Source organism: Streptomyces sp. CA-106110, from assembly GCF_050936285.1.
In the GTDB taxonomy this organism is placed as follows: domain Bacteria; phylum Actinomycetota; class Actinomycetes; order Streptomycetales; family Streptomycetaceae; genus Streptomyces.
Genome location: NZ_JBNJNB010000001.1, coordinates 3,111,833 through 3,137,706, shown reverse-complemented (window position 1 = coordinate 3,137,706; position 25,874 = coordinate 3,111,833). Strand labels below are relative to the sequence as shown.

General features: G+C 69.0%; 23 protein-coding genes and 2 pseudogenes. 18 read left to right on the top strand and 7 right to left on the bottom strand.

Annotated elements, in window-relative coordinates:
• The first annotated feature begins 31 nt into the window (after nucleotides 1–31).
• The 6 genes from ACQEXA_RS14385 to ACQEXA_RS14360 all read left to right on the top strand — a co-directional run bounded on the left by ACQEXA_RS14385 (nucleotide 32) and on the right by ACQEXA_RS14360 (nucleotide 4,613).
• Nucleotides 32–934, top strand: coding sequence for an IS5 family transposase (locus ACQEXA_RS14385; protein ID WP_432922401.1), 903 nt, complete (start codon nucleotides 32–34; stop codon nucleotides 932–934).
• Between the two features lie 358 nt (nucleotides 935–1,292).
• On the top strand, nucleotides 1,293–1,487 hold the full coding sequence (locus tag ACQEXA_RS14380) for a hypothetical protein (protein ID WP_433130191.1): 195 nt from the start codon (nucleotides 1,293–1,295) through the stop codon (nucleotides 1,485–1,487).
• Nucleotides 1,488–1,707: 220 nt separating this feature from the next.
• Nucleotides 1,708–2,304, top strand: a complete 597-nt coding sequence (locus ACQEXA_RS14375; protein WP_433130189.1) for a hypothetical protein — start codon at nucleotides 1,708–1,710, stop codon at nucleotides 2,302–2,304.
• Between the two features lie 39 nt (nucleotides 2,305–2,343).
• Entirely contained in the window at nucleotides 2,344–2,532 is a 189-nt protein-coding gene (locus ACQEXA_RS14370) for a hypothetical protein (RefSeq protein WP_361001263.1), read from the top strand.
• A 1,179-nt stretch (nucleotides 2,533–3,711) separates the two neighbouring features.
• A complete protein-coding gene (locus tag ACQEXA_RS14365) occupies nucleotides 3,712–4,230 on the top strand; it encodes a hypothetical protein (RefSeq protein ID WP_433130187.1) in 519 nt (172 codons plus the stop codon).
• Nucleotides 4,231–4,388: 158 nt separating this feature from the next.
• Complete coding sequence (locus ACQEXA_RS14360) at nucleotides 4,389–4,613, top strand: hypothetical protein (protein WP_359399047.1); 225 nt, start codon at nucleotides 4,389–4,391, stop codon at nucleotides 4,611–4,613.
• 30 nt (nucleotides 4,614–4,643) lie between these two features.
• Here the strand turns inward: ACQEXA_RS14360 and ACQEXA_RS14355 are convergent, their stop codons facing one another.
• Complete coding sequence (locus ACQEXA_RS14355; RefSeq protein WP_433130185.1) at nucleotides 4,644–5,687, bottom strand: hypothetical protein; 1,044 nt, start codon at nucleotides 5,685–5,687, stop codon at nucleotides 4,644–4,646.
• A gap of 743 nt (nucleotides 5,688–6,430) precedes the next feature.
• On the opposite strand from ACQEXA_RS14355, the gene ACQEXA_RS14350 reads away from it, so the two are divergent.
• From ACQEXA_RS14350 to ACQEXA_RS14340, 3 genes are read left to right on the top strand one after another with little or no spacing between them, the layout of a single operon-like run.
• Nucleotides 6,431–7,186 (top strand): hypothetical protein, encoded by a 756-nt coding sequence (locus ACQEXA_RS14350; RefSeq protein ID WP_433130182.1) that lies wholly within the window; start codon nucleotides 6,431–6,433, stop codon nucleotides 7,184–7,186.
• A gap of 3 nt (nucleotides 7,187–7,189) precedes the next feature.
• On the top strand, nucleotides 7,190–7,933 hold the full coding sequence (locus ACQEXA_RS14345; RefSeq protein WP_433130180.1) for a DUF5677 domain-containing protein: 744 nt from the start codon (nucleotides 7,190–7,192) through the stop codon (nucleotides 7,931–7,933).
• A gap of 53 nt (nucleotides 7,934–7,986) precedes the next feature.
• The gene (locus ACQEXA_RS14340) at nucleotides 7,987–8,571 is read left to right on the top strand and encodes a P27 family phage terminase small subunit (protein WP_433130178.1); all 585 of its coding nucleotides are present in this window, start codon (nucleotides 7,987–7,989) and stop codon (nucleotides 8,569–8,571) included.
• Nucleotides 8,572–8,699: 128 nt separating this feature from the next.
• On the opposite strand, the gene ACQEXA_RS14335 is transcribed toward ACQEXA_RS14340, so the two are convergent.
• On the bottom strand, nucleotides 8,700–10,526 hold the full coding sequence (locus ACQEXA_RS14335; RefSeq protein WP_432928850.1) for a reverse transcriptase domain-containing protein: 1,827 nt from the start codon (nucleotides 10,524–10,526) through the stop codon (nucleotides 8,700–8,702).
• 550 nt (nucleotides 10,527–11,076) lie between these two features.
• Between ACQEXA_RS14335 and ACQEXA_RS14330 the strand changes: the two genes are divergently transcribed.
• A complete protein-coding gene (locus ACQEXA_RS14330; protein ID WP_433134557.1) occupies nucleotides 11,077–12,330 on the top strand; it encodes an IS256 family transposase in 1,254 nt (417 codons plus the stop codon).
• A gap of 182 nt (nucleotides 12,331–12,512) precedes the next feature.
• Here ACQEXA_RS14330 and ACQEXA_RS14325 read toward each other — a convergent pair whose 3' ends face one another.
• Nucleotides 12,513–13,412: a hypothetical protein gene (locus tag ACQEXA_RS14325; RefSeq protein ID WP_433130176.1), complete on the bottom strand. Its 900-nt coding sequence runs from the start codon at nucleotides 13,410–13,412 to the stop codon at nucleotides 12,513–12,515.
• A gap of 714 nt (nucleotides 13,413–14,126) precedes the next feature.
• On the opposite strand from ACQEXA_RS14325, the gene ACQEXA_RS14320 reads away from it, so the two are divergent.
• Both ACQEXA_RS14320 and ACQEXA_RS14315 read left to right on the top strand, forming a co-directional pair.
• On the top strand, nucleotides 14,127–15,161 hold the full coding sequence (locus tag ACQEXA_RS14320) for an IS630 family transposase (protein WP_433130174.1): 1,035 nt from the start codon (nucleotides 14,127–14,129) through the stop codon (nucleotides 15,159–15,161).
• A 26-nt stretch (nucleotides 15,162–15,187) separates the two neighbouring features.
• Entirely contained in the window at nucleotides 15,188–15,331 is a 144-nt protein-coding gene (locus tag ACQEXA_RS14315) for a hypothetical protein (RefSeq protein ID WP_433130172.1), read from the top strand.
• A gap of 322 nt (nucleotides 15,332–15,653) precedes the next feature.
• On the opposite strand, the gene ACQEXA_RS14310 is transcribed toward ACQEXA_RS14315, so the two are convergent.
• Nucleotides 15,654–15,887, bottom strand: coding sequence for a hypothetical protein (locus ACQEXA_RS14310; protein WP_433130170.1), 234 nt, complete (start codon nucleotides 15,885–15,887; stop codon nucleotides 15,654–15,656).
• A gap of 326 nt (nucleotides 15,888–16,213) precedes the next feature.
• Nucleotides 16,214–16,450, bottom strand: coding sequence for a GntR family transcriptional regulator (locus tag ACQEXA_RS14305; protein ID WP_433130168.1), 237 nt, complete (start codon nucleotides 16,448–16,450; stop codon nucleotides 16,214–16,216).
• Between the two features lie 141 nt (nucleotides 16,451–16,591).
• Between ACQEXA_RS14305 and ACQEXA_RS14300 the strand changes: the two genes are divergently transcribed.
• Complete coding sequence (locus tag ACQEXA_RS14300) at nucleotides 16,592–16,981, top strand: DUF6415 family natural product biosynthesis protein (RefSeq protein WP_433130166.1); 390 nt, start codon at nucleotides 16,592–16,594, stop codon at nucleotides 16,979–16,981.
• A 248-nt stretch (nucleotides 16,982–17,229) separates the two neighbouring features.
• On the opposite strand, the gene ACQEXA_RS14295 is transcribed toward ACQEXA_RS14300, so the two are convergent.
• Entirely contained in the window at nucleotides 17,230–17,445 is a 216-nt protein-coding gene (locus ACQEXA_RS14295; protein WP_433130164.1) for a hypothetical protein, read from the bottom strand.
• A gap of 35 nt (nucleotides 17,446–17,480) precedes the next feature.
• Nucleotides 17,481–17,705 (bottom strand): annotated as a pseudogene (locus ACQEXA_RS14290) (Rv2578c family radical SAM protein); the annotation flags it as partial.
• A gap of 190 nt (nucleotides 17,706–17,895) precedes the next feature.
• Between ACQEXA_RS14290 and ACQEXA_RS14285 the strand changes: the two are divergent.
• From ACQEXA_RS14285 to ACQEXA_RS14265, 5 genes and pseudogenes are all read left to right on the top strand, one after another.
• Nucleotides 17,896–18,816, top strand: a complete 921-nt coding sequence (locus ACQEXA_RS14285; RefSeq protein WP_433130162.1) for a phosphotransferase — start codon at nucleotides 17,896–17,898, stop codon at nucleotides 18,814–18,816.
• A 157-nt stretch (nucleotides 18,817–18,973) separates the two neighbouring features.
• Nucleotides 18,974–19,879, top strand: coding sequence for an alpha/beta hydrolase (locus tag ACQEXA_RS14280; protein ID WP_433130160.1), 906 nt, complete (start codon nucleotides 18,974–18,976; stop codon nucleotides 19,877–19,879).
• A gap of 112 nt (nucleotides 19,880–19,991) precedes the next feature.
• A complete protein-coding gene (locus ACQEXA_RS14275; protein WP_432934487.1) occupies nucleotides 19,992–20,435 on the top strand; it encodes an SRPBCC family protein in 444 nt (147 codons plus the stop codon).
• A 301-nt stretch (nucleotides 20,436–20,736) separates the two neighbouring features.
• A pseudogene (locus tag ACQEXA_RS14270) lies at nucleotides 20,737–23,147 on the top strand (MFS transporter).
• 201 nt (nucleotides 23,148–23,348) lie between these two features.
• Complete coding sequence (locus ACQEXA_RS14265; protein WP_433130158.1) at nucleotides 23,349–25,835, top strand: SpoIIE family protein phosphatase; 2,487 nt, start codon at nucleotides 23,349–23,351, stop codon at nucleotides 25,833–25,835.
• Nucleotides 25,836–25,874: the final 39 nt, after the last annotated feature.

The window sequence follows — 25,874 nt, the reverse complement described above, 5'->3', positions numbered from 1 at the left end:
CATGGCGACGGCCCCGGAATGATCACGTGGTGTGTGCCAGTGCGACAACTCCGAGGCCGTCAGCGGCCCGTGCTATCCGTCCAGCCTGACCGATGAGATGTGGGAGATCATCCAGCCGCTCCTTCCCATGCGTGACCTGCGGAAAGGCGGCGGGGTGCGCAAGTACCCGGATCGGCTGGTGCTCGACTCAATCTTCTACGTGCTGCGCTCGGGCTGCCAGTGGCGGATGCTCCCGCGCGACCTGATGCCCTGGGACGCGGCCCACCGCTGGTTCACCAAGTGGCGCCGGGACGGCACCTGGGACCGCGTCCACGGCGAGCTGCGCCGTCAGGTCCGGATCGGGGCCGGACGCGATCCCGAGCCGTCGGCCGCCGTGATCGACGCCCAGTCGGTCAAGACCAGCGAGGGCGGCGAGGCGCGTGGATTCGATGCGGGCAAGCGAACGACGGGGCGGAAGAGGCATCTGATCGTCGACACGATGGGCCTGCTGCTGGTCGTCACCGTCACCTCCGCGTCCGTGCAGGACCGTGCCGGAGGCCGCGCCGTCCTGGCCCGGCTCGCCGCCGGCTTCCGCACGGTCAGTCTGGTGTGGGCCGACGGCGGATACGCCAACTCTGTTGATTCCACGCTGCTTTCATGGGCTCGCAACGCGCTGGACATCGTCGTCCAGATCGTGAAGCGGACCGACGATGTCAAGGGTTTCAAGGTCCTGCCCCGCCGCTGGGTGGTGGAGCGAAGTTTCGGCTGGCTGGTCCGCAACCGCCGACTGGCCCGCGATTACGAACGGCTGACCGCGACCTCCGAGGCCATGATCAAGGTGGCGATGATCCGCCTGATGCTCGTCCGGCTCGCCGGGCAGCCAACGCGGTGGAGCCACGAATCCCACCGCAAGACTGCCCGAACCAAGACCGTCGAAGACCTCATCGCAGCGTAATCAACCAGCCACCCGACAGGCTCTTAGGTGCCGTTCCTCATGTCCCGCCCCACTGAGCCGAGTTGGCGAAATGTGACGGGGTACACAGTCGGAGCGGTGAATCCGTCGTTCCGCTGGATCTCACTGGATGTGAGTGCATGTGAGGACATGTAGCCGAGCGTTCGCGCGTGACGGACCGTTACATGCCGTGCGCAGCCAGCGAGATTGCTTCGCACGGTCCCTTCGTCCCTACAAGGCTTCCCTAGACTCCCCATAACGCAAAGAGAGCCCTGCAACCCCGGCACGGTTCCTACGCCATCCGCCGGGAGGGCTCTCTGCGCGACACCCAGTTCACGTAACCCACGTAAGAAGGTGACGCTTGAAGACTAGCAACATGGACGGCCCGAGGCCTCGCATGGTCCGCTACCTGCGGAAATGGGCCGCACGACATGGGCGCACTGTCCAGGAACAGCTGATCCGCGGGGCCGCGTACAGCCTCGGCTCGGGCGCGGTCAGCCTGCTGATGTTCTGGGTCCATAGCCTGCTGGTGTTCTGGGTCCAGAGCCTGCACTGACCCGCGAACAGATCGGCAATTGGGGCCCGCAGTCGTCCAGGCTGCGGGCCCGTCCCATGCTCCACGCCGGCCATAAGATCGGAGTCACATCGTCTTCAGCGCTCTACCAACAAGGCCGACAACTGACGACGGTCGGGTGGCAGGTCACGACGTAGCGCCCAGGCCGTCACGGCTCCGCAACAGCCACGCGCGCCTGCACGGCCCCCGACAAGCTGACCCGGTGAACATCGATGTCAACGGCCTGATCAACCTCGCCGGGACCCTTGGCGCCGTCGCACTCGGCGCCTGGCTGACGGCGCGCACCACATCCCGCGCCGAGGCGAAGGCCGAGCAGGACACCCTTGGACGGCAGTTCGAGGCGATGGTGGTAGCCGTCGCTGGCCTTCGCGCCGCCATCGACGCGGATAAGGTGCTGCGGAGCAGCTGGTTGGAGTGGTTGCGCACCTTCGCTCTGGCCAGTGTCACGGGCCTCGCGCCAGCTGCCTTCGTCAGGGGCTCCGACCGGCGCCAGATTGCGGCCGCCATCGGTGGAGCTGGCTGGTACCTGGCGCTAGAGCGCGAGCGAATGAAGACCGCGACAGCCAGCCTCGTGCCGAAGCTGGAAGCCGTCGTCGCTGCTGCCGCACCGCTCATGCGTCATTCGGACCCAGGAATCCGGGAAGCGACAGAGCACTTCAGGACGGCTGCCTTCCAGTACCACGAGTCCCGGAGGCCGGAGGAGTTCGAGGCTGCTGCCGCCAACTTCGGCACGGCAGTGCGCGCCATCCTCTACCCGCCCGCGCGGCGCCGCCTGCCCTGGCGCCGCCACACTCAGTAGCCGAAACGGATGCGTTCAACGCGCCGGAAGGGGAAGTCCATGGCTGTCTACATCACTGCGGCAGGGGAGCGGCACCACGCCCACCCCGAATGCGCGCACATCACCGGTCCGCAGAACACGGCACGCACCATGGGGTGGACCGTTCACCCCGTCGAAGAGGTAACCCTCGCCGAGGCCAAGGCGCGAGGCAAGGAGCGACCCTGTCCGACTTGCGGCGGCACATCCTGACCGCCTGGGACGCCGCCGCCCGCACTGAACATGACGACTGAGCCCCCGTCGATACCGGCCGGGGAGAGAGGCCTGGGCGTCACCGCCACAGTGGACATGCCCAGGCCTCCCACGCGAGCAGGAGCAGACCCGCCACGGGGGGTGCGAGCCTGCCCCTGCACGACGGCGCCCGCTGCCTCCCCCCGGAGTGCAGGCACCTGACCCCGCCCGGGGTCACTACGTCCAGCGGCTTGTGGGGCTGGAGTGTCACGGGTGACGGCCGATGGTTTCAGGACCAACACACCTGCGAACCCATCTACTTGTGTACGTTACAGCTACATCGCACCGCCTCCATAGCAGCTCCGCACGGCGGCACATTGCGCCCCAGGTGGCCACCTTGTATCGCTCTCCTGCAATGCCGCGCACACGGCAGTGGCTACGGGAAGCGGTAACCGCGGAGGCCCGTGGCGGCGTCCAGTCCTAGGCAACTGGGAGCCATGAGTCGCGCTCAGCCCTCGTCGCCGTAAAGAGGCGGGAACGCCCGGCGCGCCACGCGCCCGCTGTACGCCGCGACGTGGGGCATCTCTCCAGCGGTCAACGGCCGGGGATCCCGCAGCCCTTAGGCGTAGCCCTCGACATGGCCCTGCCCAAGGACTCCAGCGCGGCACAGTGCAGCTCGGCGGTCGTGGGCCCCATGCCCAGCTACGGATCAGGCACCCAACGGCCGGCGCGAACTTGTCCGACCGACAAGGCCTAAGGAAATCCCCACTCCATGCGGGAATGTCACTCAAGATGCGCAAAGAAGCACGCACTGTCACCATGGAATGCGGATCCCGGCAGCAGAGGGAAGGTAACTTCCCGCAAGCCGTCCGCGTGCATCGGAGAGGTATGCATGCGGAGTGATGAGCCAGGTCGAGTGACCGCCACCTGCCGGATGAGACAAGCGCGAGTTGTCGTTCGAGACCGGAGCGCTGAGGCCGCGGCGAACTGCCAGCCATTCAGGGCCCCCATCGTTGTCAGGAACATTCTCAAACGGCGGTCGAGCGCATCAACGAAAGGAAGTGCGGGAAGATGGCGAGTATCCCCAAGCGTTGTCGCACGGTCACCTCTGCCGCTGCCCTTCTGGTGGCAGTGGGGGGTGGCATTGTCCTTCCAGGTGCCACGGTCGCGGCCGCGACCACGCCCCGAGCGGACACCTGCGTGTCGGGGTTCGTGTGGCGTGAGGCAACGGCCGGTGACCACGTCTGCGTCACTCCTGGAACCCGCGCCCAGGTCCAGGACGACAACGCCCACGCAGCAAGCCGGCGAGTCAGCGCCACCGATGCCACCTGCGTGTCGGGCTTCGTGTGGCGTGAGGCGATGCCCGGTGACCTCGTCTGCGTCGCTCCCGGAACCCGCGCCCAGGCCAAGGACGACAACGCCCACGCAGCAAGCCGCGTAGCCGGAACGACCGCGCCCGCAGGCACCTGCGTGTCGGGGTTCGTGTGGCGTGAGGCGACGGCCGGTGACCTCGTCTGCGTCACCCCCGGGACCCGCGCCCAGGTCCAGGACGACAACGCCCACGCAGCAAGCCGGCGAGTCAGCGCCACCGATGCCACCTGCGTGTCGGGCTTCGTGTGGCGTGAGGCGACGGCCGGTGACCTCGTCTGCGTCGCTCCCGGAACCCGCGCCCAGGCCAAGGACGATAACGCCCACGCAGCAAGCCGCGTAGCGAGCTGAACAACAACTGGGAAGCCACGAGGTCCCATTCGATCAATGCTGACGAACGGGACCTCGTCGGCTGACCCTCGTGGCGTGTATCCGGGGTGCACAGGCTGACGTATCAGACGGCGCACACGACCAGCACGACACCCCAGTTGCCCGGGCACACTAGACGTGTGACCACCACCCGCACCGGACGCGACGGCCGGCCCCTTGTGACGACAACCCAGGCTGGTTACTCGCTGGGGATGAAGACGAACGGTCAGTTCCGGGAGTGGGCCCGTCGGCGCGGCATCAGCCCCGCCGCTTGGCAGCCGAACCCTGCACGCGGCCAAGCCCTGGCGCTCTGGGATCTGTGCGATATCAGTGAGGCCATGCGTAGCGGCATGCCCGCAGCCTGATCCGAGTCGGCGAATGCCCGGGTCGCGCTCTCACTTGATGTGCGCGACCGGGGCGGGCGCAGAGGGTGCGGTTCCGCACTTTCCGGCCTTGCTCGCGGCTGCTGCATAGCCGTATGCGTCCATGACATGGGCGTTGATCTTGTCGATGTAACCGTTGGCCTGCGTAACGAGATTGGAGATAAACGACTGGGCGCCGGTGATCGCCCCTTCGACATCGGCGGGCGCCGGTTGCCCGTCGGCCCCGTTGTACGTGGGCATGTCCCTCTGGACGGTCCCAAGGCTGGACCGGAGGCTGGAGGCTGCCTTTCGTAGCGCCGACATGTCGCTGGTGAGCGTGTCCAGGTCAGTGCTCACACCGTCGGCATCGACGCTCACACCGTCAGCATCGACGGCTACGCCGTCAGCGTCGACACACACCTCCGACGCGTCGCTCGTGGACACCTCGGCGAAGACGTTCTTCTCGTCGTCGTGGGTAGTCGCGAGGTCGTCGCTGGCGGTGGACACGTCGGACGCCAAGGTGGACAGGTCGCCCTTGAGCGAGTCCTTGTACTTCCCGCCCTCTGCATAGTCGTCTGCGAGGGTCTGAATCTCCTGTGCGATCTGCTGATCTTGCTGCGCGCGGCCGTTGGAGCCTGTGAGCGTCTTCCTCAGGGCCGCGAGCGCCTGGTTGTAGTCGCTCGGCGATGCCTGGTGGTAGGTGAGAGCGCGTATGCTTCCGTCGCCCTGACGGACGTTCAGCGTCAGGGTGCCGTCGGACAAACTGCCGTAGTCGGTGTGGAAGTCGATCTGGAGGGTGACCGACCGGCCGTCAATCCGACCTGTGATCGAGCCGGTGCTCGTCTCAACGCTCGCGTTCGGCGGACTGCCGGATGCCGTTGCCCGGTCGATGGTGCCCTCCAGTTCGCCGGCGGCATTCGCCTTCCACTCGAGGAAGGCCACCCCAGAGGGATCTTCGTAGAGATAGCCAGTCACTCCGGCCACGCTGGCAGGCGTTGATGGCTCTTGGCTTCGTCCTGGAACGGCAGTGGGTTTCGCGCCACAGGCAGCCGTGCTGAGAACGATGAACACTGACACGAAAGCAACTCGCCGCACAGCGCGGACGGTACCGGCGTGACGCCAGAATGTCGACGGGTCAGGAGATCTCATCTGTTGTCGCCCAAAGCAGACTGATGCTGCGATGGTGCTGGAGTTGACCAGCGATGGGTACGTGTGCATTCTGTGTCATGGTGCACGTAGTGCCTCACAAGCCCGGCTGAGACAGCCGGGCTTACTGTTGCCCCAGGGCAGGCAGACACCCCCACCCCCACCCCCAAGCCAGGGACCCCAGGCCCCCACCCCCAGGCCCACAGCCCAGCCATGCATAACCCGATGCATAGCGGTGCATAGAGGATCAGTCGCCGCATGCACGATGCATACTCATACACTGCATACTCATGCACGCAAGACTGCAATAACCCGCAGAGCATCACAACCAGCAACCAAACCCTCGAATCGCCACGCCCAGTGATCGGACGGCGATACGGAGGGGGGTACCACCCCCTCGAGAAAACCGGGAAGCCCCGCGACCCCGCTCCGCTGCTGGCTGAGATCCTGTACGGGTCTGGGGGCCTCCCTGATCCGGCGGAGTGAAGGCTGACGGAATAGCGCCGCATACTCATGCAGCGAATATCCATGCATGGCTATTCACCCGGTCCTCGGGTCGACGATTCTTTCCGGGGCGGGTGATCGTGAAGCCGCCCTCGATCTGCTCCGGGTGTCGACTGCCCGTCAGGGGCCGCTGTCCACGCTGTGATCAGGGCGAAGGCGGCGCGCGCAGGGTGCCGGGTGGAGCTCGGAAGCGACCCGGGTACACGCGCAGCGAGCGGATCCGCCGGGCCGACGCCGTGCGCGCCTGGGTAGCGGAAAACGGGCTCGTCTGCCCCGGCTGGCAGCGCGACCCGCACCTGGCCGACGACCTGACGGCCGACCACATCGTGCCCCCGGGCGCCGGCGGTTCGGAGGTCGGCCCGCTTCGGGTGCTGTGTCGGTCGTGTAACTCTGCGCGCGGCTCATCGATGGCGGACCGGCGGGTGCCCGGCCTGGAGGTCGTCCTCGTCGCCGGGCCGCCGTGCGCGGGCAAGAACCGGTACGTCGCCGAGCACGCCGATTCGGAAGACCTGGTGCTCGACCTCGACGCGCTCATGGACGCGATGAGCCTGGCCGGGGAGCGCGAGTGGGTCGACGTCCTGGTGCCGGTCGTGACCGAGGCCCGGGATGCCGCGCTGGAGCGGCTGCTGCTCGGCGGTCACCAGGTGCGCCGCTGCTGGGTCATCTCGACGGCGCCGGAGCGCAGGAAGCGCGAGCACTACCGGCGCCGGTATGGGGCCCGGTCGGTGCTGCTGTGGTGGCCCGAAGAGACCTGCCTGCTGCGGGCGATGCGGGAGCGGCCGCCCAACTGGCCGGCGTACGTACGGAACTGGTTCGACCGCTACGAGCCGGACCCGGCCGACGAGGTGCTGCGCAGTTGGCGGGCCGCGGGTGACGATCACGTTCGAAAATCCGAGGCGCCGAACGCGGCCGAGGCCCACCATTGAGCCGTGAACGAACAGATAGCCGCTGACAACGAGCGTGCCTACAAGGGCCTTCGGGACCTTGCTGAGCTGACCCGCAACGTGGCCGAGCTCGCCCCGACGGAGGATGACCGCCGTCCGTTCCTGGTTGCGTGGGGCCTGCTCGCTGCCGCACAGCGCCAGGCGCACGCGGTTGTCCTGCTGCACCGTAAGGGCCTCGGCCACGAAGCGGCGCCCAACCGGCGTGCTCTGCTTGAGTTCATGGCACAGATCCGATGGCTCGCTGAAGATGGCGCGGACGCTGTCGACTCCATGAACCGAGCCCTCAAGGAGTCCCAGAAGAGGCTGCGCGAGGCCGCGGACTCGGCTGGGATGACCTACGACCCGACCATTGCGGACGTGGTGGCGGCTACCGTGATCCCGCCCAACTCTGCCAACCAGTTCAACAACTTCACCCCGCTGTTCAAGCGGCTCGGTGGCGCCCTGCTGGCGGTCTGGAGGGCCGAGACCCAACTCGCGCACCCGACGCTCACCGCCGCACAGTGTTTCTTCGACGACACCGCGCCCGACGCCGTGAGGCTGTACGACGAGCCGGTGTACCGCAACGGCGCGGACGGCCCGACCGATCGGTCCCCCTTCGTCGCCTTCGCTGTTCTGTGGTCCGCCATGTACGCCTTCAACCTGCTTCTCCCCAGCCAGCCCTGGTGCGACGCGCTCCAGCGGATCGCTGACGAGGGAGGCCTCGACGACTCGTGGACCGCCCCCAAGTAGGCCCGTGATGCGGCGCCCGACTCCGGGAGGTCCTGATGGCGGGACGCGGGCCAGTGCCGAAGGATCCCGAGAAGAGGCAGCGTCGTAACGCCGCGCACGACCTGGAGGTCGTCACCGACCCAGTGGCGGCCGCGCCGGAGGCTCCGGCGCCGCCTGCTGGGCTGCTGAAGCGGACGCGGGAGCGGTGGGCGGCGTACTGGGCGTCGCCGGTGGCGAGGCTGGCCGACCCGGTGTCGGATCTGCCTGCGCTGGAGCGGCTGTTCGCCCTGTATGACGACCTGGAGCGCTCGAATGCCACGGTGAAGCGGCGCGGGCACATGGTGACCGGGTCGCAGGGCCAGGCGGTGCTGAATCCGCTGCTGCGGCACATCCAGGTCACGCAGGGCGAGGTCCGGCAGCTCGAGGACCGGTTCGGTCTCTCGCCGCGGGCCCGGCTGTCGCTGAACGTCACGCTCGGCGAGGCCGCCAAGAGCCTCGCCGACCTCAACTCCGACTTCACGGCTGGGGGCGAGGAGGATGACGACCCGCGCTTCGACGTCGTCGACGGCGAGGTCCTCGACGGAGCAATGCTCAGGACCTGTGGATCGGCCTCGGGAGGTCTGTTTCGCGAAACGCGGAGGGCGTACCTTCCCGAGTGATCGATTGATGGTCACCGAGTAGACCCGCGTTGCACCGCGGGTTGGGAAGGGTGAAGTAGGCCGCCAGCGAGGTGCCTGTGACCAGGCCCTTTTCCGACGGCCCCTTCCCGAACCGGGCGTGCGGCTTGTCACCGCACCCGGCTCTCCAGTGCCGCAGTCCGCGGTTGCTGTCGGGTAGGCCGTCCGGCGTGGATGGCGTGGTGACAGCTGCGGCAGACGATCAGGGTCTTGCGGCGGCGGCTGGCCATCCGCTCGGCCCATGCGGGCTTCGGGGCCCGTCCCTTCTTCTGGAGGTCCTTCAGGTGTCGGACATGGTGGACCTCGACGTCCTGCTGCGACCCGCAGAGCTCGCAGGTCTCGGCGAGGAGTCGTTGCACCAGTTCGGACCGTTGGTTGCTCCAGACCTTCGGGGGTTGATCGTCAAGGGCCCGGACCATGGTCCTGCGGGCCAGGGAGATCCCTCCCCATTGGGCCACCAGCGGTTTCTTCCCGTCGTCCCGTTCGATGACGACCTGAAGTCCCGCGCGGGGACCTCGGTCGGTGGCGAGGACGGCACGGTAGCGCTTGTAGACCTCGGGGACGCTGATGCGGAACTTGTGCGCGAGCGTCTTGGTCAGCGAGCGCTGCATGACGTACTTCAACCATTCGAACGAGTGCCGGTTGACTGCCAGCTGGTAGTAGTTCACGACGCCCCGGTACTCCGCCTGGTACTGGGCGATGATCGAGAAGTCACTGTCGGTCATGCGCTCGGTCCGGTGGATCGGTTTGCCGCGTTGCAGGTAGGGCCTGGCCTTGTCTCGCGCGACATGCACAGGCACTTTGAGCCCGATCTGCGCGTTGATGCTGCGCCAGCCGTGCTGGGAGTGCTTGTTGTCGGCGTGGTAGACCGTGATCTCGTAGCCGAGGAACCGCGCGGGACGAGTCCGCCCGTGGGTGATCAAGGTCTTGCTCGGGGAGAGTTCCAGCTTCAGTTCGTCGCGCAGGAACTTGCCGATGTCGGCCTTCATCTCCTCGGCCTCCCGCTTGGGACCGGTGAACCCCAGTAGCCAGTCGTCGGCGTAGCGGCAGTAGCGAAGCCGCCGGAACCCCGGGTCGAGCGGGTCGCGCGAGGGTAGGCGCTGCATCTGTTGCCACAGCGCCTTTGCCTGGTCGCGGTTCCCGATCTTCTCCTGGTGGCGGGCGGCGTCACGTAACCGCATGTAGGGCCGGTTGAACCGGCGCTGGGTTCCACGGTTGTGGGCGGGCAGCAGGTTCGACTCACAGTACTTGTCAAGCCGGTCCAGGTAGATATTGGACATGACGGGTGAGACCACGCCGCCTTGCGGACAGCCGCTGAGCGTTGTGTGGTAGCGCCAGTCTTCCAAGTACCCGGCCTGGAGCAGTCCGTCGATCAGACGCAGGAACCGGTTGTCGCGGATCTTCTCAGCCAGGATCGACCTCATGATCGAGTGGTCGAGCGATCCGAAACAGTCGGTGATGTCGCCTTCGATGAACCACGTGGTGCCCCGCCAACCGGGGCTGATGCTCTGCAGGGCGGTGTGACAGCCCCGTCCGGGCCGGAACCCGTGGGAGCGATCGGAGAACTGCGGCTCGTAGTACGCCTCCAGCAGGAGCCGGATCACTTCTTGCAGCAGTTTGTCCGACCATGTCGGCAGCCCGAGCGGGCGCTTCTTCTTCGGCTGTCCCTTCTTCTCGATGTAGACGCGCCGCACGGGGGTCCAGCGGTAGCGCTCCTGCCGGAGAGCCTCGGTGATCGCCTGGATCTTGCTCAGGCGCATCCCGTCCGCTGTCTCCTTCGTGCTGCCGGGCGTCATCGCACCGGCATTGCGGTAGATCCGCCCGTAGGCCAGCAGGTACAACTCCGGGTTGAACAAGTGCCGGTAGAGACGTTCCAGAGGCAGCCCCCTTCGGCCGCGTTCGCGAATGATCCCCAGTACGGCTTCGGCGCTCTGCATTTCGCATACCTCGCCAACGTGAGCGATCAGCTGACACCTGGGTCCCTTCGCCCTGCGGACGGCTTTCCCGTCCTCCCCGGCCGGCCGTGAATCCGGCGACTACTACGGACCCTCCGTCGCCGTAGGACTCTCGTCCCGTAGGCGATCCCGCATTCCCCTTGCGCTGGACGTATCGAGTGCGACGTAGGCGGCCCGGTCCGTCCCCTTGGGCGGGCTCACTGCCCGCTGTCCGCCGACCGGAAGGATTGGGGCCAGGCGCCTCGAAAGCCTTGTTACCGGCGGCTCCGACATCAGGCGTCGTGTCGGAGAATGACCACTTGCATCTCTGGAGACTTGGGCTTCAAGCAGTTTGGCCTTCGCCATATCGCACGGGTCTTGCACGGCCACGCCTTCGACGCCTTCACTGCGTCCCGCGCTTTCCCGCCATGCTGTTGTCCCCTCGCGCTTTCGCGTTCAGGTGAGGCGGGCGACCCACGAGGTGAGCCTCCTTCCGAACCCCGTGTTCCCTGAAGGAACGATCCAGCGCCGAGTGAAACGGCGCACCACGCCCGTGCTCAGCGTAGTCAACAACGACGGAACCACCGAGACCGGATCCCTGATGGACGACATCGTCCGCGAGGGTGCCCGGCGGATGCTCGCCGCGGCCTTGGAGGCCGAAGTCAACCAGTACATAGCCGAGTTGGCCGGTGAGCGGGACGAGGTCGGCCGCCGTCTGGTGGTCCGCAACGGCCATCATCGCGAACGGACGGTGACCACCGCCGCCGGGCCGGTCGCGGTGAAGGCGCCCCGCGTGAACGACAAGCGCGTCGACGTGGAGACCGGTGAGCGCAAGCGGTTCTCGTCGAAGATTCTCGCGCCGTGGTGCCGCAAGTCCCCGAAGATCAGCGAGGTCCTGCCCCTGCTCTACCTCCACGGGCTGTCCTCCGGGGATTTCGTGCCCGCGATGGAGCAGTTCCTGGGTTCCTCGGCCGGCCTCTCGCCGGCGACGGTGACCCGGCTGACGAAGCAGTGGACCGACGACCACACTGCCTTCCAGGCCCGCGACCTGTCGGATTCCGACTACGTCTACGTGTGGGCCGACGGCGTCCACCCCAAGGTCCGCCTCGGCCAGGCCCACTCCTGCGTGCTGGTCCTCATGGGCGTGCGACCCGACGGCCGCAAGGAACTCATCGCGCTGGCCGAGGGGCTGCGTGAATCGACCGAGTCGTGGGCGGATCTGCTGCGTGACTGCCGCCGACGCGGCATGCGCGATCCCGAACTCGTGGTCGGTGACGGCGCGATGGGCCTGTGGAGGGCCCTGGCAGAGGTGTTTCCGCGGGCCAGGCACCAGAGGTGCTGGGTTCACAAAGTCCGCAATGTCATGAACGCGCTACCGAAGTCGGCTCAGCCCGGCGCGAAGAAGGCCCTGCAGGAGATCTACAACACCGAGGACCGCGACCACGCCGAGAAGGCGATCAAGGACTTCGAGCGCGCCTACGGAGCGAAGTGGCCGAAAGCGACCAAGAAGGTCACCGACGAGGCCGACGAGCTCCTTGCGTTCTACGACTTCCCCGCCGAGCACTGGGTGCACCTGCGCACGACAAATCCCATCGAGAGCACATTCAGCACCGTGAAGTTGAGGACCAAAGTCACCCGCGGGGCTGGCAGCCCGGGCGCGGCCCTGGCGATGGTGTTCAAACTCGTCGAGTCCGCCCAGGCCCGCTGGCGCGCGATCACCGCACCCCACCTTGTCGCCCTCGTCCGCAACGGCGCCCGCTTCAACAACGGTCACCTCGTCGAACGCCACGAAGTCACTGCAGCCTGAGTAACCCCGCTGATCCACAACTCTTGACAATTACTCCGGACGCACGGTCCGTTGTGGGGTCGATGCGTCTGGGCACCTCGTCCATGCGTCCGAATGTAGACCGCGATGCCCGCTATGGTCGGGTGAGTGCGCCAGCTGGCCACACCGTTTGACCTGGCTGAACATCCGCGTCAAGTCGGGTGCTAGGGCGTCGCGGGAGGTGCGCTGACCGAGGTCTCACCGTCCAGTGCCTCGGTCACTGCCACCATCGTGGGTGACTCGATCAGCCGGGTGGCGACCGAGTCCAGCACCACCGCGAGGGCTCGCGACCGCTGCACGAGCCCCTGGTAAAGCAGCGCCGCGCATGCGATCAACCCGAGCCACCAAAGCCAGCTCGCGCGCAGCGCCAGCGTGGTCACGAGCGCGACCACCGGCAGGAACATGTTGATGCGGATAGACGCCTCTGCAAGCAGCCGATCGTACCGGTCGAATACCGCCGGTCGCTCGATGAGTAGCCGGGTCGCGAGATCGGGCAGTTCGTCCCACAGTGCATAGAGTGTCGCGATCGCTATGGCTGGGAGCTGCCGGATGGTGGCCTTGTCGACGGGCAGCTCGGGGGCGCGCGTTGTCCCGACGCGGTACTCCGAGGGTCCTAGCACTCCGTCGAGGTGCATCACCAGCGTGACCCGCTTGGCGGTCCGGCCTGGGATCGTGCGGTGCCACGCCGCTACCGCCGCCCGATATCTCGCGTCCTGCATCGTGACCTGTTCGCCTTCGAGGCGTGGGCGTACGAGGATTCGGAACCGGTCAGCGACCGCTTCCCAGGCTGTCCGATTGAGGCTGGCCCAGTCGAGCCATCGCGCCGCGGCGATGTCCAGCTCGACGATTGAGCCAAGGAAGTAGGCAATGAACGTCAGCGCGGCCAGGGAAGTGGCTGGCGGCAGGATCCTGTCGAGGTCGTAGAGGTCGGCGATGGCTCCACGAGCCGTGCCACGCTTGGGGAGTACGTCATGGAACCAGAGCCAGGCGCAGATCAGCCACAGGTATCCGACCGTCAGAGGCGTACGAAGGTCCCGTAGGCCAGGCAAGAGGCTCGCGAGCATTTCCGCGAAACTACTGGGCTCGAAGTGACGATGCAATCCCCAATGGGCGCGGCTTGTTCTTGCTCCAACATCCCGCCCTGTACAAGCCGACGAGCCAGACGGGCAGAGCGCGCACTCAACGGTCAACTAGCGCGCTCAGCCACGCCCGCTCCGGCGGATCCGGCACAAAAATCGCATGTACCGAGTCGACCACCCTCACCGAGCGGCAAGAACAGATCATCAAGGTCATCCAGGAGGCGATCGCGGAGCACAGCGGGGGTGACCTCGAAGTAGGACGTCCTCTTGGACTGGCTCCCGGCACCCCCATCGATGCCTCGTTTGCTCTCAATATTGGCCCTCTGCCTCTCCAGGCAGGCCGCTGCGAGGGGAGGCTGGACCTCGGTGAGGGTGATCAGTTCCGCGCCGCGTTCACCCTGCGGCCAAGCGGGATAAGTGCCTCCTGGATGGCCCCATGTGCGCCGTGTGGGGAGCGCTTGCATCATGCGATGCTGTGGCGGTTCCGACTGGGGAGGATGCGATGACTGATAGGCCGCTGACACACAAGCAGGCCCTTGCCGCGGTGATTCAGGCTCTAAGCGGATGACCTGAAGTTCTGCGCGGAATCTGGAGCGGCAGCGGCGGCCTGGCGCGATGGCCTCGATGACGAGAAGACCTCGCCGGGTGTTGTATCGAGGTTGACCAAACTACGACAAAACCGGCGAGGTCAAGGCCAGTATGCGTCCGGCATCCGTGTTCGCCAACCGCCCCGGTCCGGCGTACCAGCACCTGTATCACCTGCTGCATCACCGGTGGCGAGAGGCCTCCCGCGCGGTGATCGTGCTGCTGTCCGCGGCCGGCATGACCGCAGGAGAGATCGGCGAGCTGCTCGGCTACCACCCGGCCACGGTGCGCCGCTGGATCCATCGCTACAACACCGCCGGCCTGGCGGGCCTGGCCGATCGCCCCCGCGCGGGGCGGCCCCGGCTCGGCGGGCCGAGGCTGGGCGAGCGCATCCGCCGCCTGCTGACCCGCCCCGGGCCGTGGACCATCCGCCGGATCTGGCGCCGCCTGGGCCGGCCGAAGATGAGCCTGCGCACCGTGTACCGGCACACTCGCGAACAGGCGGCCTGGCGGCGGCCCCGCCTGGTGGCCAGGGGTGACCCCGAGCGCAGGCGCACCCTCGCCGCCCTGCGCCGCCAACTCGCCGCCCTGCCCCACGGGTCGGTGGTCTTGGCCGAGGACAAGATCCACCTGCACCTACTGCCGCACGTGCGGGCGAGCTGGATCCTGCGCGGGACGCGGCAGCAGGTGGCCACCCCAGGCAAGAACCGGCAGGCCACCGTCTTCGGGGCCCTGGAAGTGGCCACCGGCGCCTGGGTCTACACCCTGGGCCGCCGCAATGCCGCCGCCTTCGTCGCCTTCCTCCAGCTACTGCTGGCCGCCTACCCCGCCGCCCCGGTCGTCGCGGTGGTCTGCGACAACGACAGCATTCATCACGCGAAGGCGGTGACCGCCTACCTGGCCGACCAGCCCCGCCTGCGCCTGCTGTTCGGCGCCCGCTACAGCCCGCACGACAACCCGGTCGAGCGCATCTGGGCCGCGCTGAAGGCCCACATTGCCAACACCGCCGTCACCTGGCCGGGCCGCCTGCGCCAGGTCCACGCCTTCTTCCGGCAGCGCTCACCCACCCAGATGCTGACCACCGCCGCACCCTGGGCCTCGCCCTGGCTGCCGAAGAGTTACGCGCAGAACTTCAGGCAAGCCGCTTAGGTGGCACGTGGGACACGCAGCGCGCTGTGCTGGCTCTGCAGGTTGCCGGGCACGAGGCGAAGGACCAGGAGGCCGCGGAGAAGGCGGCCCGTACCAATCTCCGCGCCCTGGCCGACGACGGCGTCATCGTGAGACCAGATCCCGACGAAGCCGTGTACCGGCTCGCGTGACCGCAAGGCACTGAAGCGCCCCCTGCACGGCCTACGGGCTGTGCAGGGGGCGCTTCGTCATGTCGGGCCACCCGTTTGACTGTTCCGAGTGGCCGGCGTCGCGCTGCCGGGACAGGCTGGTCGCGGAGTCACACTGCCTGACCTACCCCCCCTCGGTGAGGCAGTTGGGAATCCACGCAGGGCACGCCTTCCTCCCGTATTCACGACGCAGGACGGGGCGGGAGGCGCGCTCTCCGTCGACCTCAACCCGCGCCGCAAGTGCGCATTCAGACGCCCCCTGCACGGTCCACTGCGGGCCGTGCAGGGGACGTTTTCGTCTCCCTCAGCCCTCCCACACATCTGGCCCGCCCCCGCGCCACTCGATGAAGTCCGCGGCCGACTCGACGACGTCCGGGGCCCTCAGGTCGACCGCCGTCCAGCCTTCAAGACCCGCACGCTGAAGGAACACGCTGAGATCTTGCAGGCTGTACGCCGTCCCAAGGATCACTCCGCCGACGCGCACGCGCCGCCCCCCGGTCTCGGACGGCGGGTACACGATCACGGGGCGCTTGGCCATGGCTCCAGCCTCGTCCTCGGGTGCCGGATGCGCATCCTTCTCCATCGGCGCTGTACGGGATCCCCCGTCGAGCTTGCCCACCCGTATGGCAGCGCCTGGTGTGCCGTCGTCCTGCTGGCGGGTCAGACTGGGCGCGGCGCCGCGCAGCCTGGTGTCCCCTACGCTCAGGCTGCCGGCCGTCCACGAAGGCGCGCCTCTCACTCCGCCTGCACCGACGCTCGAATGGGGTGGGAGGCGCGCTCGCATGGTTGAGATGCGGGGGAATGTGGGTTGTGGCAATGCCGCGCTGACCCGACCACTTGGGTTCTTGGGAACCCAAGTGGAGATCAGTCCTGACCCGGCGCGGCGACGAACGAGCCGAGCCCTGGTGTGGTGACGATCAGCCCCTCTTCGCGGAGCTGCGCCGTGACCTTGCGGACTGTGGCGCGGGCGACGCCGAACTCAGCCTCCATGCGCACTTCGGAGATCAGGCTCTGTGGCGGGTACTCGCCGGACCGGATGCGCTGGCGGATCACGTCGGCGATCTGTACCCACTTCGGCTGAGTGGGGTCAAACTCGATCATGGTCTGACTGTAGGTAGCTGTCTCCGTACAGGCATAGACACACCTATGCATGCCTATCTATGGTCAGATGAGAAAAGACCCCGGCGACCGCGCGAACGCCCCCGGGGCATGGCCAACGCCGCTACGTGAGGGAGCGTCGACATGCCACAAGCTACCGCCGGACCACCCACCGCTGAAGATCAGGCCCCGCCGGACCTCGCCACGATGCGCGCCGCCGTCGACAGACTTCTCGACCCGGACGCCGTCCCCGTGGCCCTGCCGCCGGCCCCCGACGAGCTAGACGCGCTGACGCTCCAGCTGCGCGGGCACCTCGACCTGCTGATGCCCACGGTCGACGAACTGGCCGCCCGGCTGGGGAAGAACAGCATCCCGAGGTACTGCGCGCTCGCCTGCCTGGGCGAGGCCCGCCGCCGACTCAAGGAGCAGCCGAGTACCGAGTTAGGCGGAACTCTGGCGCACGCCCGCCGTCTGGCCCGCGTCCTGAACGCCCTGTGCGACCACTTCGAGGCCCTCGCCCAGGCCGCGCCGTGAAGTCGATCACCGGTCTGCTCGTGTACGTGGCGGTCGTGACCGCCCCCGTCCTGGCTCTGGTGCTGGCCCGCACACCGCGCTAACACACCCCATAGACCCCGCCTCTTCCGTGCTCCGCAAGACACGACGAGGCGGGAACGCCCGCCCCGTCGGATCTCCGCAAGAGTCCGGCGGGGCGGGTTCGTTGTGCCTAGTCCGGTGCGGCCCCACCGCGCCGCCGGCTTGCGGACCGGTGACGCGGGGGGTGTTCAGTGGCCGCCCGCGCGGCTCGTCGTACGGTCACGCAGGAGCAGCCACGGCTGGACCTCGACGTCGCCTGCGGGGCGTCCGTCTCCGTGCAGCAGTGCGCCGTAGGCGGCTTTCCCTGCCGCCCTCGCCGCCGGGCAGGCGCCCGACGCGTCCCCGGTCGGGAACGACGGCGTCATGCCCTTCCAGGCCCTGTCTGCGGCTGGTGCGCTGAGCATCGAGACTCCCGGAATAAATAGCGTCATTGAACGAAGTGCAGGCACGCGTGTGTGCAGCCCCGGTAGGGGTTGACTGTCCACTCGAACGGCATCCGGGAGGCGCCCGGTACCCGGTTCACGATCGAGCGGGCGCGGACCTCGTGGAAGGTGATGCCCCGGAACTCCGGGCTGTCGAAGGTGCGGGTGGTCACCGCGTCCGCGTCGAACAGTGCGGCGTTGCGGGCCGGGGCGGGGTTCTCGGCCAGATGGTCCCAGCGCATGGGCGCCTCCTCGGTAGCACTGACCACAGAATAGAACAGATGTTCCCTTGATCGCGATGGGGATTCGAGTGATCGTTCGAATTGGTGAATGCGTGGCCCTGACCTGCGGTCTCGCGCTGCGTCTGCTCCGAGCGGCGTGCGGTGAGGGCGTCAGGGGTGGGCCGGTCACCGTCCGCTACCGTGGCTCCGCATGACTCACGTCGAGACCGGGATCACCGCTGAGCTCGTCCGGGATCTGTTGCACAGCCAGCACCCCGACCTGGCCGATCGTCCCGTGAGACTCGGCGCGCGCGGCTGGGACAACCAGCTGTGGCGGCTCGGCGACGACCTGGCCGTCCGGCTCCCCTGGGCGACGCAGGCTGCGGACCTGCTGCTGCGCAAGGAGCACGCGTGGCTGCCCTCCCTCGCCCCGCACCTTCCCCTGCCGGTCCCTGTCCCGCAGCGCCTCGGCGAGCCCTCCGAGCGGTTTCCCCGCCCCTGGATCGTCACCACCTGGGTACCCGGCGCGCCCGCCGACCGCGCCCCCGCCACGCGCGCCGCAGAGGCAGCCGAGGCCCTGGCCGCTTTCCTGACGGCTCTTCACAGACCTGCCCCCGACGACGCTCCCAGCGGTGGCCACGGCCGTGGGGGGCCGTTGGCCGACCGTGCCGAGCAGTTCGCCGAGCTGCTCGCCTCGGCCACGGAGACGGGTCTCATCCCCGATCCGGACGCCGTCCGCTCGGTGTGGGATGACGCCGCCGCCGCGCCCGACTGGGCGGGCCCCGCACTCTGGCTCCACGGCGACCTGCATCCGGGCAACATCCTCACTGCGGACGGCACCTTCTGCGGCGTGATCGACTTCGGCGACCTCTGTGCGGGCGATCCGGCCTGCGACCTCGCCGCCCCTTGGATCCTGCTGCCGGACGACGCCGGCGACCTCTTCCACCACGCGTACCAGCCGGCGGCGGACGCCGCGACGCTGCGCCGCGCCCGAGGCTGGGCGGTGCTGCGAGCCCTCGGCGGCATCCTCATCGGAGAGGCCGGTCTCCGCGGGCGCCCCGGCGGCAAGCCCACCTGGGGCCCACCCGCGCACGCCGCGCTGAGACGCCTTGTCGCAACGGCGCGCCGCTGAGAGCGAGCGACCCGGGCCGCGCGAACTTCGAGGGCACGCGGTCGAGGTCCGCTGCCGCAGGACAGCCGCGCCCCCTCTGCTCCGAGCGGCGTGCTCACGCGGCCGGAGGTCGGCGCGTCCGCCGTCATCTCTTCGGTGAATACGACATAACGGATGTATGCAACGCACTGGAGTGGTGCCGCAGATGGCACCGTCGCCGACCCTGTCAGCGGGTGTCCGCCGGCTGACCCTGCAGGCCGCGGGCGTGACCCTGTCGTGTCTGCTGTCCGAGCCGCCGGACGGGCAGCCGAAGGCCACCGTCGTCGCCGTGCACGGCGGCGGCATGACAGCGGGCTACTTCGACGGGCAGGCCCATCCCGACCTGTCCCTGCTCACGCTCGGCGCGCGTCTCGGTTTCACGGTGCTGGCCGTGGACCGCCCCGGCTACGGCCTGTCGGCCGAGCAGCTGCCCCGCGGACAGACCCTCGCCGAGCAGGCCGAGGTGCTCGAGGCGGTCCTGGAGCGATTCGCCTCCCGGCACGCCACGGGAGCCGGATTCTTCCTGCTCGCACATTCCTACGGCGGCAAACTCGCCCTGATGACGGCCGCGCGTGCCGCCGCTCTGCTCGCCCTGGACGTGTCGGGCTGCGGCCACCGCTACGATCTCGAGCCGGCCGACCTCGCCTGGGTCGGGCGTCGCGTCGACAGGCGGCGCACCTGGGGCCCGCTGCGGCTGTATCCACCGGACACCTTCCGTTCCCTCGGAGCCCTGGTGGCTCCCATGCCGGACCGCGAGGCGGACGAGGTCGCCCGCTGGTCCGCAATGTTCGAGGAACTGGCCCCACGCATCCGCATCCCCGTGCGGCTGACGTTCGCCGAGCACGAGACGTGGTGGCTGCACGGCGAACGCGACATCGCCGACCTCACCGCCAGGCTGGCCGCGGCACCCCTCGTCCGCGTCGAGCACCAGCCGGACGCGGGCCACAACATCAGCCTGGGCTGGGCGGCGCGTGCGTACCATCTGCGCGCCCTCGCCTTCTTCGAGGAATGCCTCGCCGGACCGCCGGATCTCCGCAGGCGGTAGCGGCACGTGGCGGCGGCACGACGGTCCCGAACCGATGTGCCGTCAGGCGCCGTCCCCCGAGTGTGATGGGATGGCGCACGCCCCCCACTCACACGTACAGGAAGAGGAAGTCATGGCGCAGGTCGAGGCCACGACGGAGCGGACCATCGCGGCGGACGCGGAGACGGTGTTCGACGCCCTCGCCGACTACAGCGGCACCCGCCCGAAGCTGCTGTCCGAGCACTTCAGCGAATACGAGGTCCGCGAGGGCGGCGACGGCGAGGGCACCCTCGTGCACTGGAAGCTCCAGGCCACCAGCAAGCGCGTGCGTGACTGCCTCCTGGAGGTGACCGAGCCGACCGACGGCGAACTCGTCGAGAAGGACCGCAACTCCTCCATGGTCACCACCTGGCGGGTCACCCCGGCGGGCGAGGGTAGGTCCCGGGTCGTCGTGACCAGCACCTGGCAGGGCGCGGGCGGCATCGGCGGCTTCTTCGAGAGGACCTTCGCGCCCAAGGGTCTCGGCCGTATCTACGACGCGGTGCTCGCCAGGCTGGCCTCCGAAGTGGAGAAGTGACACCCCGTACGCCACCGGGCGCGCACGGCGTAACCCCGTGTGCGCCGTCAGCGGTGCCGGCGCGGTCCGGGGGCGCGGATCCCACGTCCCGAGCCCCCGGAGCGCGTGCCGCCGGTCGACCCGCTCATTCCTGCGCTCACCGTTTCGGGTGGTTTTCGTCTCGGCGCGGTTGTACGCCGTAGGGCTTCCGACCGGCGGATACCTTCACACGGTACGTCTCACGGGCGACTCGTCGCGCTTGATCCCAGTTGTCGTGGAATGCGAGAAATGGGCGGCGCAGACGCGACGAGGGGAGCGGTACGTGGGCGGGACGACTGCGGTGGACCTGGAGCTGGACCTGCCGGGCGAGCAGGCCGTACGGCCCGTGGTCCCGGACGCTCCCCGTGAGCCGGCCAGCGCCACGCCCTCCGCGGCGCTCAGCCCGAGCCGGGTGCGTCTGGTCTTCGTCGGGCTCATGCTCGCACTGCTGCTCGCCGCCCTCGACCAGATGATCGTGGCCACCGCGCTTCCGAAGATCGTCGGCGAGTTACACGGCCTGGACCGGATGTCCTGGGCGATCACCGCGTATCTGCTGACCTCCACCGTGGGACTGCCGGTCTATGGCAAGTGCGGCGACCTCTTCGGCCGCAAGCGTGTCTTCCAGTTCGCGATCGCCGTCTTCGTCATCGGCTCCGCGCTCGCCGGACGGGCGCAGACCATGGACCAGTTGATCGCCTTCCGGGCCGTCCAGGGCGTCGGCGCCGGCGGGCTGATGATCGGTGTGCAGGCCATCATGGCCGACATCGTCCCGCCCCGCGAACGCGGCCGCTACATGGGCATCATCGGCGCCGCCTTCGGTCTCGCTTCCGTCGCAGGACCGCTCCTCGGCGGCTACTTCACGGACCACCTCTCCTGGCGCTGGTGCTTCTACGTCAACGTGCCCTTCGGACTGGTCACCCTGGCCGTCGTCACCGCGGTGCTCAGACTGCCCCGGCCCACCGTGAAGGCCCGGCTCGATGTGCTCGGCACCCTGCTGCTGGCCGCCGCGTCGACCTGCCTGGTGCTGCTGACCAGTTGGGGCGGCACCGAGTACGCTTGGAGCTCCCGGGTCATCCTGGGACTGGGCGCCGGCGCGGTGCTCGCGAGCGTCCTCTTCCTGCTCGTCGAGCGGTTCGCCGTCGAACCCCTCATCCCGCTGCGGCTGTTCCGCGACTCCGTCTTCAACGTCAGCGCCCTCGTGGGGCTGGTCATCGGCGTCGCGCTGTTCGGCGCCGCCAGCTATCTGCCCACCTTCCTGCAGATGGTCGACGGGGCGAGCGCCACCGAGTCCGGACTGCTGATGCTGCCGATGATGGCCGGGATCGTCGGCGCCTCGATCGTCGGCGGACAGCTCATCAGCCACACCGGCCGATACAAGATTTTCCCCGTCCTCGGCAGCGCCCTGGCCGCCGTCGGCATGTGGTTGCTGTCCGGGCTGGACATGGACACCTCGCGGTTGCAGTACAGCCTCTGGATGGCCGTCCTCGGCGCCGGAATCGGCATGGTGATGCCGGTCCTGGTCCTCGCCGTGCAGAACTCCGTGCGCCCGGCCGACCTCGGCACCGCGACCAGCGCCAACAACTACTTCCGGCAGATCGGCGGCAGCGTCGGCGCCGCCGTCTTCGGCACCCTGTTCGCGAACCGGCTCTCTGACGCCCTCCAGGAGCGCCTCCCCCCCCACGTGCCGGTGCCGGGCTGCCCGATCCCGAGTCGATCACCCCGCAGCTCGTGCACGCACTGCCGCCGGCCCTGCGCGACGCCTATATCGCCGCCTATGCCGACGCCATGCCGAGGATCTTCCTCTACCTCGTGCCGGTCATCGTTCTCGGCCTGCTCATCGCCTTCTTCCTCAAGGAGAAACCACTGGTGTCCCACAACGCTTCCGCCGAGCACCCGCCGGCGGCCCAGGTACCGCAGGCACGTTCCCCCTACGTCGCGGGAGTGCCCGTCTGCGGCACGGTCCAGCACCCCGACGGCACCGTCGTGCCACGCGCCGCGCTCACCCTCATCGATGTCGGGGGAGTGCAGATCGGACGCGGTGCGAGCGGAGAAGACGGACGCTACGCGCTGTCCACGCCGGGAGCGGGTTCGTACGTCCTGATCGCCGCCGCCGGCGGGCACCAGCCGCAGGCCGTCTCCGTCACCGTCGGGGAGCGGCCCGTCGAACTGGACGTCGTCCTCGGCGGTGCCGGGCGGCTGGCCGGCAGCGTGCTGACGGCGGACGGCACGCCGGTGCGCGACGCCGCCGTCACGCTGACGAATGTGCACGGAGAGGTGGTGGCCAGCACCCGCAGCGGACGCGAAGGGGGGTATGTCATCGGCGAGTTGGTGGCCGGCGAGTACACCCTCGCCGCCAGCGCGCCCGCCTTCCGCCCGGCGGCCCTGCCCGTCACCGTGCAGGCGTCGCGCGAGACCCGCCAGGACGTCGAACTCGCGGGCGGCGCGGTACTGCGCGGCACCGTGCGCGCGGGGGACGGCCGGCCGGTCGAGGACGCACGGGTGACACTGCTCGATGCCGCGGGCAACGTCGTCGACACCCTGACGACCGGGCCCGACGGAACATTCCGGTTCGTCGATCTGTCGTCCGGTGAGTACACCGTGATCGCCGCGGGGTACCCGCCGGTGGCCACGGTGCTCCAGGTCGCCGGAGGCGGCAGGACCGAGCGGGACCTGCAGCTGGGGCACGAGGACTGAGGGGCGGGGCCAGGCTCACGCCCGTCCGGTGGCCGCTCGCGGCCCGCCGTGGAACCGCGCATGTGGCGGTTCCGCGCCCCCTCGCGCGCCGGAGGTGCCCCCTGAGTTCAATTCAGGCAATGCCGCACACCGCAACGGGGCCCCGCCGTACCGTGGTTGTGCGGTACAGATCTTGCGAACTCGGGAAAGAGGGCCTCGGCCATGGACCAAGGCACCGGGACGGGCGCGCTTCCCGGCCCCCCGGCCGGGAAGGCGGCGGAGCACACCGCGTCCGGCCGTATCCCCCTGGCCGTGATCGTGGTGGACCGCGACGGCCTCGTCTCGCACTGGAGCCGCGGCGCCCGGCGGTTGTTCGGCATCCCCAGGGAGAAGGCGGTCGGGCAGTCCGCCGTCGATCTGCTGCCGGTCTCCGGTGCCCTGCCCGAGGCCGACGAAGCCGGCCCGTACGGGGCGTACGCGCCCTTCGGCGGACTCGGTCCCGACCTGGAGTCCTCCCTCGACGGACGGCTCTCCTACCCGGCCGCGGGCCGCGCCCGCCTGACGGTGCCGGACCGCGAGCCACGCGGGACGGAGGTCCTTCCGCTCGGAGAAGCGGGCAGGACCGATGTGCTGTGGTGGGCGTACCCGCTGGTGGGACCGGGCCCGGAGCGGCTGCTGGTGCTCGCCGCCGACGCGGACGCGCTGCACCGGGGCGACGGGACGGCCGTCGAGCGCATCGCGCCCGGTTTCGCGCTGCACACCGACTTCCCCGGAGCCGAGGAACTCGCCCAGCGGCTGCCCGAGATCCTGCCCAGCATGAGCGTCGGCGAGAGCGCCCGGATCGTGGCGCAGGTTCTCGAACTGGGCTACCCCGTCATGGAGTTCAGCCAGAACGACCGGGTGCCCGTGACCCCGGACTGGGGCGTGCCCCGGCGTGCGGAGCGCAAGGCGCGCCGGCTGCTCGCGGCGCGCGCCGTGGTGACCGGGCAGCCGGTGCCGGAGGGCCTCCGGGACGAGGGCGAGGATCTCGAGTACGTCGCGGTGCGCGAGCGCCTGGAGTTCCTCAACGAGGTCAGCGGCAGGATCGGCACCTCGCTCGACCTGGCGCAGACGATCATCGAGGTCAGCAAGGCCGTCGTGCCGCGCTTCACGGACGTGGCGGGCACGTACCTGCGGGAACAGGTCCTGGCCGGTGAGGGATTTGCCGAAGGCGTCCCCGACACCACGACCATGTGGCACCGGGTCGCCCTTGAGCACACCGACGAGCCGGGCCGCTGGGACGACGTGGTGCCGGTCGGCGAGGCCATGCCGTTCCCGGCGCACACACCCTTCTTCCAGTGCATGACCACCGGCGAGCCCGTCCTCGTGCCGCACATCAGCGAGGAGTTGGGGCACGCGATCGCCTCCCAGTTCGACAAGCGCGACATCCGGCCCCTCATCACCCACCGCTCCATGCTGGTCGTGCCCCTGAAGGCACGCCACGTGGTGCTCGGGTTCATGATCCTGCTCCGCCATCCGGAGCGCACCGAGTTCAACGACATGGACCGGGTCACCGGCGCCGAACTGGCCGCCCGTGCGGCTCTGGTGCTCGACAACGCGCGCATGTACACGTACCAGGAGGCCGTCGCGGAGACGCTCCAGGACAGCATGCTGCCGCACATCGCGCCCCGGATGGCGGGCTGCGACATCGCCACCCGCTATCTGCCGGGCACCCTGCTCGGACGGGTCGGCGGCGACTGGTTCGACTCCGTCAAACTCCCCGGCGCCCGCACCGGGCTGGTCGTGGGCGATGTCATGGGCCACGGTCTGAACTCCGCGGCGATGATGGGCCAGCTGCGCACGGCCGTACAGACCATGGCCGCCCTCGACCTGCCGCCGGCCCAGCTGCTGCGCAATCTCGACGACCTCGCCCAGCGGCTGGGCGACGTCTACCTCGCGACCTGTCTGTACGCCGTCTACGACCCGATCGCGGGCGAACTGCACATCGCCAACGCCGGTCACATCCCACCAGTGGTCGTGCGCGCCGCCGACGGACGCAGCGAGCTGCTGGAGCTGCCCACGGGAGCGCCGATCGGCGTCGGCGGGGTGCCGTTCGAGTCGGTACGCGTACGGGTGGAGCCCGGCGACCGCCTGGTGATGTGCACCGACGGCCTGGTCGAGGTGCGCGGCGAGGACATCGGTGTCGGGCTCGCCACCCTGTGCGAGTCGGCGGCGCACCCCGCGGCCTCCATGGACGACGCCTGCGACACGATCATCCGCGCCCTCAACACCCGGGGCGGCCGCAAGGACGACGTGGCGCTGCTGATGGCCCGGCTGTCCGGCGTAGCACCCGAGGACGTCGCCGTATGGCGGCTCGCCCCCGATCCGGCCGAGGCGGGCCGGAGCCGTGCGGTGGTGCGCGAACAGCTCCACCGGTGGGGGCTCGGGGTGCTCGCCGACAACGCGGAACTGATGGCGGGTGAGCTGGTCGCCAACGCCGTACGGCACGCCCGCAGCCGGCGGATCGAACTGCGCCTGGTCCGCGGCGACACCCTGCTGTGCGAGGTGGACGACGACGATCCCACTCTGCCCACGCTGCTCAACGCGGGCCGCGGCGACGAGTTCGGCCGCGGGCTGCGCGTGGTGAGCACGCTGGCCCGCGAGTGGGGGACCAGTCGTACGAGCGCGGGCAAGACGGTCTGGTTCGAACTGACATTGCCACGAGGCTGATCCCCTTGGCGGGCGCTGGTGAGGCGACGGGCACGCCGA